This is a genomic window from Bacillus sp. GC_Bacil_1, from assembly GCF_026540675.1.
GTDB classification, from domain to species: Bacteria; Bacillota; Bacilli; order Bacillales; family Bacillaceae_G; genus Bacillus_A; species Bacillus_A cereus.
Genome location: NZ_JALNUG010000005.1, coordinates 334428 through 348319, shown reverse-complemented (window position 1 = coordinate 348319; position 13892 = coordinate 334428). Strand labels below are relative to the sequence as shown.

The following is a 13892-nucleotide window of genomic DNA, read 5'->3' as shown; positions in this document are numbered from 1 at the left end:
GCCATAAAAAATGCACCTCCAATTGTTAGACTGTGTCTAACAATTGGGGTGCACTTCAATTATTGGATGGCTTTTGTTATGTTACGTGTGTAAAGTTATTTTAAAATAACGACAGGGTAATAGGTGAGATTATAACAATATTTGTGTAAGAGAATAAAAAATGTAGATAATTTCGATTTTCAAAAAAATCAATTTGAAAATATGTTTTTATTTTGCAACTAAATATGTTACTATATGTGTGATAAAAACAAAGAGGTCTGACAACTATACTCCACGTAATAACACTCTAATGATTTAAAAATTCAAAAAACTCAAAATTCAAAAATAACAATTGTATTAATGATTAGAGTAAAAATAAGGGGAATGGAGAAATTATGGAGAAAGACACTGCTTTGTAAGGGGCATATTTTATCATCTTGAGCAGAGAGGAGGATGCATAGCATATTGTAAAATATAGAGATAAACAATGAAAAAGTGCTATGCAAATGAAGAGCATGAAGGGACGTTTAAGGCCAGGTGATACGGTAGCAATTGGTTTGATGCTATTTGCATTATTTTTAGGAGCAGGAAATTTAATTTTCCCGCCAGTTTTAGGTCAACAAGCAGGAGAGAATGTTTGGATTGCTACAATAGGATTCCTTGTAACGGGAGTCGGATTACCCCTACTAGCTGTAACAGCTGTCGCGTTTGTAGAGGGGGACTTGAAAGCGCTATCTTCTAGAGTCCACCCTATATTTGCGTTTATTTTCCCATTGATTAGTTATTTAGCAATTGGACCATTTTTCGCGATTCCGCGTACTGGAGCTGTTTCGTTTGAAATGGGTATGAAGCCGTTTTTATCAGAGGCAATGGTTTCAGAGTGGTACATGCTATTTCTTTTCACGATAGTTTTCTTCGGAATAACGTGGTATTTATCATTAAATCCATCTAAATTAGTGGATTGGTTTGGAAAGTTTCTTACGCCACTATTGGTATTAATTGTTGCTGTTATTGTCGGAAAGGCAATTATTGATCCAATTGGAGAGCCGGCTGCGCCGTTAGCTGCTTACAAAGAAAATGCTTTCTTTGGTGGATTTATTCAAGGGTATTTAACGATGGATGCAATTAGTGCTCTCGTATTTGGAATTGTCGTTGTACAAGTTATTCGCTCTAAAGGGATAAAAGAGAGTAGCCAAATTGCAAAAATAACAGTCGTATCAGGTATTATTGCTGTACTTGGTTTAACGTTAATCTATTTATCACTTGCTTATCTTGGTTCAACAAGTACATCACTTGGTGTCTCAGAAAACGGTGGTCTTATTTTAACGAATGTTGTAAATGAGCTATATGGGACGAGTGGTAAAGTTTTATTAGGGCTTGTTATTATACTCGCTTGTTTAACAACTTCTGTTGGGTTAACATCTGCGTGTGCGGGTTTCTTTACAAACTTATTCCCAAAACTTTCGCATAAAACGATTGTAACAATGGTATGTGTATTTAGTTTAATTGTATCTAACCTAGGTTTAACACAATTAATCGCAGTAACATTACCTGTGTTAATGATCATTTATCCAGTTGCAATTGTATTAATTGTACTTTCGTATTTCCATAAGTGGATTGGGAAGCGGAATACAATTTATATTGGAGCTATTTTAGGTGCATTGTTAATTAGTTTCTTTAACGGTTTAGAAAGTGCGAAAATTAAAATTGACGCGATTTCTAATGTACTACAAATGTTACCGTTATATAACGAAGGAATCGGATGGTTAATTCCATCATGTATTGGCGGGATTCTCGGTTTCTTCTTCTATAAATCAAATGAATCAAGTGAATTACAAAAGAAAGGTGCTTAGGCACCTTTCTTTTTTTGAAGGGAATTTTTGTATTTTGTCTAAGTAATAATTGGGGGGAATGATAAATGGCTAATTTTGAAGATTTTTTAAATTTGGATTTGAGAATTGGAACTGTAATACATGCAGAGGAATTTAAAGAAGCGAGAGTACCAGCGATTAAACTAGCAATAGATTTTGGAGAAATCGGGATAAAGCAGTCAAGTGCTCAAATTACGAAAAGGTATATTCCAGAAGATTTAATCGGTCAACAAATCGTTGCTGTTGTAAACTTTCCACCAAAGCGTGTAGCTGGATTCAAATCAGAAGTGCTTGTGCTTGGTGGTGTTCCTGAAGCTGATGATGTTGTGTTACTTCAGCCTAATATGGAATTGCCAAATGGAACGAAAATTAGCTAGGGTGAAGGTAGGGGCTAATATGGATATCGGACGAGAATATTTGCAATGTGCGATTTCGAACTTTGAAGCAACAAAGAAGCAAGGGGAACGGGCACTTTCTCAATTATCATATGAACAAATACAATGGTATTCTCATGAAGAAACAAATAGTATAGCGATTATTATAAAGCATCTGCACGGTAATATGCGTTCTAGATGGACGGATTTTTTAACGTTTGATGGTGAAAAAACCGATCGTAATCGAGATGGTGAATTTGAGGGATGCTATCATTCAAAAGAAGAAGCCCTTATAGCTTGGCAAGAAGGATGGAAATATGTTTTTAATACGATGAATACTTTAGCGCCGGAGCACTTATTGAAGACGGTATACATTCGCGGTGAAGCACATACTGTCATGCAAGCAATTGAAAGGCAAATTTCTCATTATGCATTGCATATTGGTCAGATTATTTACATTGGGAAGATGTTAAAAGAAAATGAGTGGGAATGTTTAAGTATTCCGAGAGGTCAGTCTGCACGTTATGTAGAGAAAAAACGTTCAATATAATAATAAGAAAGAAACCGATAAAAAATGGGAAATAAGAAAATCAGCCAAATAATAGATGGTTCTGTAATCATAAGAATGCTGCCAAAAATAAGTCCATACATAATAAGAAAGAAATTGAAAAGTGTATTTACTGGGATAAATCGTGAGAGGAACACTTGCTGTCGTTTAAAACAATCACTGTGAAATAAATAAAAGCGGAAGTACCATGTGGCGGTAATAAGATCTTTCTTTCTCACAATTCTTTTTTTGCATGTATGACAGATAAATGTTGGTTGCATTTCATTACGCTCCATTTTTTATTTTTATAATAATGTGAGACATAAGTAGGTACAACGTGTATGTTCCTATATACGCTCCTGCAATAAGGAAAAATGGATTCAGTAAAATCCCATGAATGCTCGTCATGAAAACTAAATCTTGTATTAAAACATCGTATATATTAATGGAAATAATTGTACCGAGTACATACAGTGCCAAGTACGCAGAAATATGTAGTACAATAGAGACTTTTGGATGCTTAGCGGACAAATAAAAAATGAATGATAGAGCGATTGGTAATATTCCTATTAATAGCTTCAATTCATTTCACCTCATTAACAATATAGCCGAAATTTTAACGGTCTATTCTCTAGGGCTTGTACATAACTTGAAATAGAGAGGTGATAGTATGAATCGGGGCTTTTTTTTTATGAAGTTTACAAGTATGCGTAAGTTAGTTTTATTTGTTATTACTACAGTGCTAGCGACTTTTTTTCTTATTAGTATGATGGTAACCTCTATGAAAGAGACGAAGTCAACGTATTTATATAATTGGTTAAATGAGTTATCGATGAATGGTTACATGTATGTACTTGGAAAAGAGAATCATTATTTTACACAGGAGTATCGAAAGTTGAATCAAGATTTTTCAATTTCTTCTTTTCTCTTTTCTATGGCTACAAATATTCGCTTTAATGATGTACGCAGTTTTGTCGGGAAAGAGCTACCCGGGTTTGGTAAGTACGATACAGAAATTGTTATTGCGGGTGAGGGCACAAACTATTCTAACTTACCGATAGAGTCGAGTGTACCTCTTGAAGAAGTAGTGAAAGAACGGACTAGTGGAACTGGACAAGCACCTAAACAAGATACGAATAAAGAGAAAAAACAGCCGTCCCAAACGACCGGGAAAAGACAAGTTGCGTTTATTTATCATACACATAGCTGGGAATCTTATTTACCTTTACTTAACTTAACGAATGACCCGAATCCGAATAAAGCAACGAGTTCTGTATCGAATATTTCTATATTAGGAGATCGTTTCCGTGAACAACTAGAAGGTGAAGGGATTGGAGCTACTAACGATAAGAGTGATGTTGGTCAAAAGTTAATAAGTAAGGGTTTAAACAGTAATAGTTCGTATAAAATGTCACGAGAAATTGTGCAGCAAGCTATGGCTGGAAATAAAGATCTTCAATACTTTTTTGATTTGCATCGTGATAGTGCTCGAAAGAATGTAACGACAAAAACAATTGGAGATAAATCATATGCGAAGCTTGCATTTGTAGTAGGGAAAGGAAATAAAAATTATGAAAAAAACTTACAATTAGCGACAGCTTTACATGAGGCGATTAATAAGAAATATCCAGGAGTGAGTCGTGGGGTCATTCAAAAAGGTTTTCAAACAGGAAATGGAATCTATAATCAAGATTTATCAGGACAAGCGATATTAATAGAAGTTGGCGGTGTAGATAATACGGAGGAAGAATTGAATCGATCAATTGATGCACTTGCTAAAGCATTTGGTGAATATTTTTGGCAGGCAGAAAAAGTGAATGGATAAAGTGAAACGTGAATTAGCCAGGACATCTATCGATAATTATTAGCGCACTTCAATCTTGAAAAAACGTAAGTGTAATGCTTGCGTTTTTTCTTTGTAATGGTGAGACGTCACAGAATAGACATAATTTGTCGTTGTTATAGTAATATCGAAATTTGTCAATTTATAGTAGGAGATTTACAAAGGAATTTTCGGGAAAGTAGAGAAAATCTTTTTATAAGGAAAACTTTTTATTATGAAACTGGTAGGGTGATTGAAGTGATTAGGGAAATCGAAATAGAAGATGCAGCATCATTTTTGCAATTAAGTAAGCAATTAGATGAAGAAACGAAGTTTATGCTATATGAACCAGGAGAAAGGAAAACTACAGTTGAGCAACAAGAAAAAATGATCCAGCGATTTATAGAAATTGAATATGCAACAATATTTGTAGCAGTTGAAGATGAGAGAATAATAGGTTTTATATTAGTGAATGGAAATAACATTCAAAGAAAGAGGCATGTGGCAAGCATTGTAATTGGTATTTTGCAAGAGTATAACGGGCGAGGTATTGGGACGAGATTGTTTAAAGAGGTTGAGAAGTGGGCAAAATTACATGATGTATGGCGTTTAGAATTAACAGTAATGGCCCACAATACAAGAGCTCAGGCACTATATAAAAAAGCTGGATTTGAGAAAGAAGGTGTCAAAAAAGCTGCTCTTATTATCGATGGAAAGGACATCGATGAGTATGAAATGGCCAAATTATTAAAATAAGAGGTCGTTATATGAAAAAAAGATGGGCACTACTCGGTATCGTAGCTGCAATAATTATTGTTGGAGTAGCAGGAATCAATTATAAAATGTATAAGGATAAGCAGGCGCGGGAAGTAAGTGTAAATAGTATATTTCCAAAAGCGAAAGAAACGATTGCTAATATGGATGGGGATATTGCGGTAATTAATAATCCGAATTCAATGCTTGTTCTTGTGAATAAAAGTAGGCGTTTACCAGATGGTTATAGACCGCCAGATTTAGTTATTCCGAAAGTGCGCTACTCTAGTGAAGGTGATCAAGAAAAGAAAAAGATGAGAAAAGAGGCAGCGAGGGCGCTTGAGGAAATGTTCCAGCAAGCTAACAACGAGCGTATTTTCCTTTTTGCAGTTTCTGGATTTAGATCCTTTGATCGACAAAAAGCATTAAATACGATGTATAAAAAACAAGATGGGGAAGCAAAAACAGCAATGTCTAGCGCGGTTCCTGGCACAAGTGAGCATCAAACTGGATTAGCTATGGATATTACGTCTCAATCTGCTAAATTTCAGTTAGAGACGGTTTTTGGGGAAACGAAAGAAGGTCAGTGGCTTTCTGAAAATGCCCATAAATTTGGTTTTGTGATTCGATACACAAAAGCGAAAGAAACGATTACGGGCTATCGGTATGAACCATGGCACGTAAGGTATGTGGGAAATCCACAAGCTACATATTTGTATGATAATCAACTGACGCTTGAAGAAGTAACAGAGTAAATGATTGAGGGGAGAGACGTATAATGAAGATGTTATATAAGAAAAAAGTACATGCATATATTACAAGAGAAAAAGAGGGGGTTATGCAATTACTGGTTTTTAAACATCGTGATATACATGAAGCTGGTATTCAAGTGCCAGGGGGAACGGTTGATGAAGGTGAAACGTTAGAAGCGGCTATATTGCGTGAAGTACAGGAAGAATCCGGATTGCGTCATTTATGTATAGAGCGTTTTTTAGCAGATTACATTATACATGTGAAGGAAAAACAGGAATATGAAAAACGGCACTTTTTTCATGTAACTTTACTAACTGATGTAAAAGATACATGGGAACATATAGTAAGTGCTGGTGAGAAAGATCAAGGTTTAGCGTTTAGCTACGAATGGGTTAATATTGCAAAATGCCCTGAATTAGCAGGGAAACAAGGAGAGTTTTTACACTTATTAGATGAGATATATGTAAAGTAATAAAAGAGTCTGAAGCGACAGTTCATTCGTTTCAGACTCTTTTTATTTTTCGGGAAATTAAAGGCTTTTTGAATAGATAAATTGAATTTCTTTAAAGGAATATTAGTTTGGAATAGTTGGGGTGAAAAGATGAAAAAGTAAGAGTTATACGCAAAAAAGTTGCTATAAGGGAGAATATAAATGGAGATTCAGTTTAATCCAGTATTAAAAAAAGAATTAACAATTCATGATATACAAACCGAAATGGAATCTGGGCAGTTAACTTCAAAGGAATTAGTGATGTATTATCTTCATAGAATCGCAAAGTATGACCAAGACGGACCGGAAATTAATTCTATTTTAGAAATCAATCCAGATGCTATTTTTATTGCAGAAGCGTTAGATTATGAAAGAAAGACAAAAGGTATAAGGGGTCCATTACATGGTATACCTGTTTTGCTTAAAGACAATATTGAAACGAATGACTCCATGCATACAAGTGCAGGTACGATTGCTCTAGAACAAAATATAAGCAGTGAAGATGCATTTCTCGTTACAAAATTACGAGAAGCCGGAGCAGTAATAATAGGAAAAACAAATATGACAGAATTAGCAAATGCAATGTCTTTTGAAATGTGGACTGGATATAGTGCAAGAGGTGGTCAAACAATCAATCCATACGGAACGGGCAAGGACCATATGTTTGTTGGCGGATCTAGTACAGGATCTGCGATAGCAGTTGCCGCTAACTTTACAGTAGTATCTATTGGGACAGAAACCGATGCTTCTATTTTGAGCCCTGCTGTTCAAAATTCTGTAGTAGGTATTAAACCGACTGTCGGTTTAATTAGTCGTAGAGGAATTATTCCATTTACTTATTCGCAAGATACAGCTGGACCATTTGCTAGAACGGTAACAGATGCTGCTATTTTGCTAGGGAGTTTAATTGGAGTAGATGAGAAAGATGTTGCTACTCATAGAAGTGAAGGTAGGGCAGAGCAGGATTATACAAAATATCTTAATGTTAATGGCTTAAATGGAGCGAAGATTGGTGTGTTTAACGATGCACCAAAAGATTATTACGAAAATGGTGAGTATGATGAAATCTTGTTTAAGGAAACGATCCAAGTATTACGTAATGAAGGAGCGACAGTAGTAGAAAATATTAATATTCCTTCTTTTCATAGAGAATGGAGTTGGGGAGTGCCGCTTTATGAACTGAAACATAGTTTAGATAACTATCTTTCTAAATTACCTTCTACTATTCCGGTACATTCTATTTCGGAGTTAATGGAGTTTAATAAAAACATAGCAGAAAGAGCTTTAAAATATGGACAAACTAAGTTAGAGGGAAGAAAAGATTTTCCTAATACGTTACGAAATCCAGAATATTTAAATGCAAGATTAGAAGATATATATTTTTCACAAGAACAAGGCATTGATTTTGCATTGGAAAAATATAATCTTGATGCGATACTGTTTCCTTCCTATATAGCTTCTACTATATGTGCGAAAGCGGGTTATCCGTCTATAGCAATACCTGCAGGGTATATGGAAAGCGGGAGACCTTTTGGAATTACGATTGCAAGTACTGCCTTTAGTGAAGGGATGTTAATTAAGCTAGCTTACGCTTTTGAACAGGCGACAAAACATAGAAAAATCCCAAACTTGTCATGAATAGAATAAACAAAAAGGACAGGGAATGCCTGTCCTTTTTGTTTTAGTGATTAAAGTGAAATATCGTTCTGCTCTGTTTTATGATATTTTAATAAACTAAAAGATAAACAAGCGGAACATAAAATAAGAATAGAAGCGATGATATAAATTGTACGAACACCGAACATATCAGTAATAATGCCAACACTAAGCATAGATAGTCCAGAGGCTGTTGAAAGAAGTACACCGTGTGCTGTATACATTTTTGATAATAAAGCAGGGGCGACACTTGATTGTAAAACAGTCGTTTGGGAAATATCTCTAATTTGATAACATGGTCCCATTAGAACACATAGAAAAAGCGCAATAAATCCGCTGCTCGTCATACCATATAAAAATGTAAGAATGCTAAATATAAGAGAGCCAATCGACATAGATCGTATTAAGTTGTTTTGAATATAGGAACTCATTTTCCATGCTAATAGACCACCGATTAACGTGCCAACATAATAACTTGTATTAATATATCCCCACCATTCTTCGCCTTTATGAAGAATAGTCGTAACATATGCCATCGTAATAGCGCCAATCCATATTGTCCCGGCGAAAGTTTCAATTAAGTCCATATATGTAACGGTACGGAGAGAAGGATTTTGAAATAAGAGTTTCCAACCTTCCGATAAAGCAGTACTTTTTGAAGAGGGAGGATCTGCTATTCGTTCAGTATGTATGGTACGTAATGAAAAGTGTAATGCAATACATCCAAAAATCATTAACATGTTATTAATCATGAGTGTAGATGTAGCGCCAATGAGAAGAACGATAACACTCGTAAATGAATAAGCGGCGGCTTGCGCAATTTGTGTTGAAAAGGAAAAGATACTATTTACTTTTACTAATTTTTCTTTCGGTGTAAGGCGCGGAAGAATGCTGTATAGTAATGGAGCGCTCCATCCACTACATAATGAAATGAAAAAAATAAAAGTTAATAGAGCTATAATGTTTGTGGATAAGACCGGAAACAAAATCATTAATAATAGTAAAAAGACTGTTTTTAGCCATTGTAGCGTATATAACAACGTATAAGACGGAAAACGATTTATTATTAGTGGTGCAGAGATGTTAGCAATTAGATTTGTGATAACTTGTAATAATGGAAAAAGAGCAGTAATAGTAGCTGATTTAGTTGCTATATAAATATGAGTTGTAATAATCATTACATATACGATGTCAGCGAGAGTAATGCATGTTTTGGAACCTAAGTAGTAGGTTAGTGACAGGTTTCTCAATAAGAATAACACCTCTATAAAAATAGTATTTAGTAATTAGAATAATTGTAATTTAAAAAATGAAATTTTTAAAGAATTTAATTTTTTGTCACTTTTTGAAAGGGATTTTCATGTATAATGAAGAATATATTGATATAGTATTATATTAATAATTATTGTAACAGTGAGTATGTACAATAGCTTGTAGCAAACGCCCAAGTGTAAGAAAGGGCGGATAAACCATTCTTTTCTTCATATACATATAGAAAATGAGAAAGAAAGTGAGGGTTGCATATGGCTGCTTGGGTAATTTGGTTTATAATAGCTGGTATTTTATTTATTGCAGAAATGTTGTCGATTACATTTTACATGCTTTGGCTTGGAATTGGAGCTGTTGTCGGAGGTCTTATTGCTTTGTTTGCTCCTGATGCACTACTGTTACAAGTTACTGTTGGCGCAATTATAAGTTTAACTTTGACATTCTTTACGAAAAGAATTTCAAAAAACTTTCGAGAAGCAAAAGGTTTTACGGATACAGTAGATATGCTTGTTGGTAAAAAAGGGATTGTTATGCAAGCGATTACAAATGAAGCGAATGGTATTGTGAAGGTGGATGGAGATACTTGGACAGCTATTGCAGATTCTTCAATTGATGCTGGAGAAAAAGTCGTTGTTATAAAGAGGCATAGTACTATATTACAAGTAAAAAAGGAGAGTGAATAAATATGGTAGCATTAACGTTAACGATTATATTCGCACTAATTGTAGTTACATTTATCGCATTAACAATTAAAATTATTCCTCAGCAAAAAGTTGGGGTTGTTGAAAGATTTGGTAAGTTTCAACGTATCATGCACCCAGGATTAAATATTTTAATCCCAATTGTAGATCGTGTTCGTGTATATCACGACTTACGTATTCAACAAACGAATGTACCACCGCAAAAAGTAATTACGAAAGATAATGTTCAAGTAGAAATAGATACAATTATTTTCTATCAAATTGTTGAACCAGAACTTGCGACATATGGTATTTCAAACTATGAATATGGTGTTCGTAATATTACTTCAGCAACGATGCGTCAAATTATCGGTAAAATGGAACTGGATGAAACGTTATCTGGTCGTGAAAAAATTTCAACAGAAATCCGCTTAGCGCTTGATGAAGCAACAGAAAAATGGGGCGTACGTATTGAACGTGTCGAAGTTGTTGATATTAACCCGCCAAAAGATGTGCAAGCATCAATGGAAAAACAAATGAAGGCTGAGCGTAATAAACGTGCAATTATTTTAGAAGCTGAAGCAGCAAAACAAGATAAAGTTCTTCGTGCTGAAGGGGAAAAGCAAAGTAAAATCTTGATGGCTGAAGGGGATAAAGAAGCGCGTATTCGCGAAGCTGAAGGTATAAGAGAAGCAAAAGAATTAGAGGCACAAGGGGAAGCGCGAGCAATTGAAGAAATCGCAAAAGCAGAACAAAACCGTATTGAATTGCTTCGTGAAGCGAATTTGGATGAGCGCATACTTGCTTACAAATCATTCGAATCATTAGCTGAAGTTGCAAAAGGACCAGCAAATAAAGTCTTTATTCCGTCTAATGCAATTGAAACACTTGGTACTCTTGGGGCAATTGGAGAAATATTTAAAGAAAAACAAGCGAAGAAACTACCTTCAAATGATACAGGAAAAGAACAATAAAAGTGAGGAAGAGAAATGGGATACCATTTCTCTTTTTTTGTGCGTATATTCCGAAAAGCTTGTACATATCCATGTATAAAGAAGGTGATGCAGTGAAAAAGTATGCAACTCGAATACATGGGAAGAAATTAATTTCGTTACTCCTTTTATATGCGCTAATAGTAATTATAATAGCGTCGATTTTGACGTCACTTTTACATACAATGAAATCGAATTATGCAAATCAATGGTTTGGAAAAGTATCGATGCAAGGTTTTGTTCAAATGATAGAAAGTGAGAATCACTATTACGGATTTGATTATTTTAAGCAGAATAAAAGAGAGTCAGTTGGGAATTTAATGTTCTCTATTGCGACAGATTTGAAAATTAAAGATTTAAGAACATTCGTCGGTAAAGAAGTACCTGGTATGTCAAAGTATTATTCTAATATTATCGTAGCTGGGGAAGGGACAAACTTGACGAATATCCCAAATGAATCTAGTGTACCGATTGAAGAAGTAACGAAAGAACGGGAAGTAGCAAAAGATAAAGTTACAGAAGCGGAAAAGAATAATCCGGTTCAGAAAAAGAACGGAGCGAAAAAAGGTGAAAGTGCAGTATATATTTATCATACACATAGCTGGGAATCCTTCTTTCCATTATTACCAGGGGCAACTGATCCATCTAGCCCAGATGTAAATGTGTTCTTACTAGGAAAACGTATGAAGGAACAACTTGAGGGGCAAGGAATTCCAGTAATTCACGATAAAACGAATATGGGTGATTTATTAGCGAGTAAAAAGTGGGTATGGTATCAGTCATATAAAGCATCTCATGAATATGTAAAAGGAGCATTAGCACAAAATAATAAAATTGCGTTTCCGATTGATATACATCGTGATGATCAGCGTAAGAAAGTAACAACAAAAGTAATTAATGGAAAATCGTATGCAAGATTATATTTTATTATTGGGATGGAAAATGAAGGCCGTGCTGAAAATGAAAAAATTGCAAGAGCGATCAATAGTTATTTAGATGAAAACTATTACGGATTAAGTAGAGGGATTTTTCCGAAGTATAAAAAAGATGGAAATGGCGTTTATAACCAAGATCTATCGAAAAATGCGATGTTAATTGAAGTTGGTGGTGTTGATAATACGTTAGATGAATTATATAACACAATTGATGTGTTAACAGAAGCGTTTAGTAAATATTATTGGAATGATGCAGAAAAAGTGAATGGATGAGGGACGGGAGACCGTTCCTTTTTATTTTGAAATCTTAAAATGTGATATAATAGAATTTTATGAATATTAAATAAAGGGGGAGAGAGAAACATGCAAATACTACTAATACGCCACGGAGAATCAGAAGCTGATATTTTACATGTGCATGAAGGACGAGCTGATTTTGAGTTGACTGACAAAGGGAGACGACAAGTACAAAGACTTGTACAGAAAGTGAAAAAAGATTTTGCACCAGATTTCATTTGGGCAAGCACATTAAAACGCGCTCGCGAAACGGGTGAAACATTAGCAGAAGCAATTGGTTGTCCAATTCAATTAGAAGAGGAATTAATGGAGTTTAATAATGGAATACAAGCTGGCTTATCATTTGAAGAAGCAAAGAAATATCCAGAGCCAAAATTTCTTCATGACCGTTTTGAAAACGGAGAGTCATTTATTGAGTTTCGAATGAGAATAGAAGGGATTTTTTCTAAAATTGTGACAGAGAATACATATGATCGAATTGCGATTGTTGCCCATGGAGGCGTAATTAATAGTCTATTACGTGCATTTTTCAATATGCCAATTTCAATGGACTACTATTTCAAAATGGGAGATACGGGAATAAGTTTAATTGAAATTGAGGGTGAACAAAAAACGGTGCATTTCATTAATGATACGAATCATTTGGACGGGATGTAAAGACTTATGTACAAAGTTGCATTTTTTGATGTTGACGGTACGCTTTTAAGCGAGATTGATAGAAGTATGCATGAAAGTACAAAAGAAGCGGTACAAAGATTAATAGATAAGGGGATTCACGTAGTTGTTACAACAGGGAGACCATATAGTTTATGCTCACAATTTAAGGGGCTAGGCATAAAAACGTATATTTCTGCAAATGGTGCACATATAAAATTGGGGGAAAAAGTTATACATAAATCAGTACTTTCAAGCGAAATCGTTCATGATATTTCAAATTTTGCTGAATTACATGGTCACAGTGTTTCTTACTTTACAGAAGAATTTGCAATGAATGATATTGCCTCCAAAGATGAACGTGTCATACGAGCGTTAAATGAAACTTTAAATTTAGAGCGGTATCCTGACAAAGTTAAAAACTTGTCAGATGAGATGTATTGCATATGTCTGTATGCTGATGATACAGAAGCTCAAAAATTCATTGAAAGATATCCAGCACTTACGTTTGACCGTTTTCATGGTTACGTTATGAATGTATTGGAAGATAGTAAAGTATCGAAGCTAACTGCAATTCAAAAAGTATTGGAACATTTAAACATTAGTAAATTAGAAGCCATTGCTTTTGGCGATGGTGGAAATGATATTGAGATGTTGCAGTATGTAGGATTAGGAGTTGCGATGGGAAATGGTGGAGAGGAGTTGAAGAGAAGGGCTGATTTCGTTACAACGAAGGCGAGTGAAGGCGGAATTTCTTATGCCTTAAAGAAGTTGCACATTATTTAAAACTGATAGCTAGTCAGTGTGAAAAATCCTGTTT

Annotated in this window: 16 protein-coding genes; 13 read left to right on the top strand and 3 right to left on the bottom strand. The window is 34.8% G+C overall.

What is annotated here, in order from left to right; all coding sequences use genetic code 11:
• The first annotated feature begins 494 nt into the window (after positions 1-494).
• The 3 genes from brnQ4 to OXT04_RS10935 all read left to right on the top strand — a co-directional run bounded on the left by brnQ4 (position 495) and on the right by OXT04_RS10935 (position 2774).
• Entirely contained in the window at positions 495-1832 is a 1338-nt protein-coding gene (brnQ4, locus tag OXT04_RS10945; RefSeq protein WP_420913106.1) for a branched-chain amino acid transport system II carrier protein BrnQ4, read from the top strand.
• Positions 1833-1897: 65 nt separating this feature from the next.
• Positions 1898-2227 carry a chaperone CsaA gene (gene csaA / locus OXT04_RS10940; protein ID WP_001263013.1) on the top strand — a complete coding sequence of 110 codons (330 nt, stop codon included), beginning with the start codon at positions 1898-1900 and terminating at the stop codon, positions 2225-2227.
• The gene (locus tag OXT04_RS10935; protein ID WP_141544034.1) at positions 2208-2774 is read left to right on the top strand and encodes a DUF1572 domain-containing protein; all 567 of its coding nucleotides are present in this window, start codon (positions 2208-2210) and stop codon (positions 2772-2774) included. The genes csaA and OXT04_RS10935 overlap by 20 nt, the downstream gene beginning before the upstream one ends.
• Here OXT04_RS10935 and OXT04_RS10930 read toward each other — a convergent pair.
• Both OXT04_RS10930 and OXT04_RS10925 read right to left on the bottom strand, forming a co-directional pair.
• Entirely contained in the window at positions 2747-3052 is a 306-nt protein-coding gene (locus OXT04_RS10930; protein WP_071714392.1) for a permease, read from the bottom strand. The two genes, OXT04_RS10935 and OXT04_RS10930, sit on opposite strands and share 28 nt — an antisense overlap.
• 4 nt (positions 3053-3056) lie before the next feature.
• A complete protein-coding gene (locus OXT04_RS10925; RefSeq protein ID WP_000770732.1) occupies positions 3057-3353 on the bottom strand; it encodes a hypothetical protein in 297 nt (98 codons plus the stop codon).
• 88 nt (positions 3354-3441) lie between these two features.
• On the opposite strand from OXT04_RS10925, the gene spoIIP (OXT04_RS10920) reads away from it, so the two are divergent.
• From spoIIP (OXT04_RS10920) to OXT04_RS10900, 5 genes are all read left to right on the top strand, one after another.
• A complete protein-coding gene (gene spoIIP / locus OXT04_RS10920) occupies positions 3442-4596 on the top strand; it encodes a stage II sporulation protein P (protein ID WP_001079282.1) in 1155 nt (384 codons plus the stop codon).
• 255 nt (positions 4597-4851) lie between these two features.
• Positions 4852-5349, top strand: a complete 498-nt coding sequence (locus tag OXT04_RS10915) for a GNAT family N-acetyltransferase (RefSeq protein WP_141544035.1) — start codon at positions 4852-4854, stop codon at positions 5347-5349.
• Positions 5350-5360: 11 nt separating this feature from the next.
• On the top strand, positions 5361-6101 hold the full coding sequence (locus OXT04_RS10910; protein WP_000747650.1) for a M15 family metallopeptidase: 741 nt from the start codon (positions 5361-5363) through the stop codon (positions 6099-6101).
• A 23-nt stretch (positions 6102-6124) separates the two neighbouring features.
• Positions 6125-6571: an NUDIX hydrolase gene (locus OXT04_RS10905; protein WP_098661626.1), complete on the top strand. Its 447-nt coding sequence runs from the start codon at positions 6125-6127 to the stop codon at positions 6569-6571.
• 180 nt (positions 6572-6751) lie between these two features.
• Positions 6752-8227, top strand: coding sequence for an amidase family protein (locus OXT04_RS10900; RefSeq protein ID WP_267414404.1), 1476 nt, complete (start codon positions 6752-6754; stop codon positions 8225-8227).
• A 50-nt stretch (positions 8228-8277) separates the two neighbouring features.
• On the opposite strand, the gene OXT04_RS10895 is transcribed toward OXT04_RS10900, so the two are convergent.
• On the bottom strand, positions 8278-9495 hold the full coding sequence (locus OXT04_RS10895; protein WP_001245237.1) for an MFS transporter: 1218 nt from the start codon (positions 9493-9495) through the stop codon (positions 8278-8280).
• Positions 9496-9768: 273 nt separating this feature from the next.
• On the opposite strand from OXT04_RS10895, the gene OXT04_RS10890 reads away from it, so the two are divergent.
• The 5 genes from OXT04_RS10890 to OXT04_RS10870 all read left to right on the top strand — a co-directional run bounded on the left by OXT04_RS10890 (position 9769) and on the right by OXT04_RS10870 (position 13858).
• A complete protein-coding gene (locus OXT04_RS10890) occupies positions 9769-10197 on the top strand; it encodes an NfeD family protein (RefSeq protein ID WP_000741971.1) in 429 nt (142 codons plus the stop codon).
• 2 nt (positions 10198-10199) lie between these two features.
• Positions 10200-11168 (top strand): SPFH domain-containing protein, encoded by a 969-nt coding sequence (locus tag OXT04_RS10885; protein ID WP_000226254.1) that lies wholly within the window; start codon positions 10200-10202, stop codon positions 11166-11168.
• A gap of 20 nt (positions 11169-11188) precedes the next feature.
• The gene (gene spoIIP, locus OXT04_RS10880) at positions 11189-12394 is read left to right on the top strand and encodes a stage II sporulation protein P (protein ID WP_308202225.1); all 1206 of its coding nucleotides are present in this window, start codon (positions 11189-11191) and stop codon (positions 12392-12394) included.
• A 90-nt stretch (positions 12395-12484) separates the two neighbouring features.
• Positions 12485-13075 carry a histidine phosphatase family protein gene (locus OXT04_RS10875; protein ID WP_001166442.1) on the top strand — a complete coding sequence of 197 codons (591 nt, stop codon included), beginning with the start codon at positions 12485-12487 and terminating at the stop codon, positions 13073-13075.
• A gap of 6 nt (positions 13076-13081) precedes the next feature.
• Positions 13082-13858 (top strand): Cof-type HAD-IIB family hydrolase, encoded by a 777-nt coding sequence (locus tag OXT04_RS10870; protein ID WP_267414402.1) that lies wholly within the window; start codon positions 13082-13084, stop codon positions 13856-13858.
• Positions 13859-13892 lie beyond the last annotated feature (34 nt).

Bases quoted from the DNA above. Each gene is read 5' to 3' on its own strand.
- brnQ4 (WP_420913106.1), top strand. From the start codon at position 495: ATGAAGGGACGTTTAAGGCCAGGTGATACGGTAGCAATTGGTTTGATG.
- csaA (WP_001263013.1), top strand. From the start codon at position 1,898: ATGGCTAATTTTGAAGATTTTTTAAATTTGGATTTGAGAATTGGAACT.
- OXT04_RS10935 (WP_141544034.1), top strand. From the start codon at position 2,208: ATGGAACGAAAATTAGCTAGGGTGAAGGTAGGGGCTAATATGGATATC.
- OXT04_RS10930 (WP_071714392.1), bottom strand. From the start codon at position 3,052: ATGCAACCAACATTTATCTGTCATACATGCAAAAAAAGAATTGTGAGA.
- spoIIP (WP_001079282.1), top strand. From the start codon at position 3,442: ATGAATCGGGGCTTTTTTTTTATGAAGTTTACAAGTATGCGTAAGTTA.
- OXT04_RS10910 (WP_000747650.1), top strand. From the start codon at position 5,361: ATGAAAAAAAGATGGGCACTACTCGGTATCGTAGCTGCAATAATTATT.
- OXT04_RS10905 (WP_098661626.1), top strand. From the start codon at position 6,125: ATGAAGATGTTATATAAGAAAAAAGTACATGCATATATTACAAGAGAA.
- OXT04_RS10900 (WP_267414404.1), top strand. From the start codon at position 6,752: ATGGAGATTCAGTTTAATCCAGTATTAAAAAAAGAATTAACAATTCAT.
- OXT04_RS10890 (WP_000741971.1), top strand. From the start codon at position 9,769: ATGGCTGCTTGGGTAATTTGGTTTATAATAGCTGGTATTTTATTTATT.
- OXT04_RS10885 (WP_000226254.1), top strand. From the start codon at position 10,200: ATGGTAGCATTAACGTTAACGATTATATTCGCACTAATTGTAGTTACA.
- OXT04_RS10875 (WP_001166442.1), top strand. From the start codon at position 12,485: ATGCAAATACTACTAATACGCCACGGAGAATCAGAAGCTGATATTTTA.
- OXT04_RS10870 (WP_267414402.1), top strand. From the start codon at position 13,082: ATGTACAAAGTTGCATTTTTTGATGTTGACGGTACGCTTTTAAGCGAG.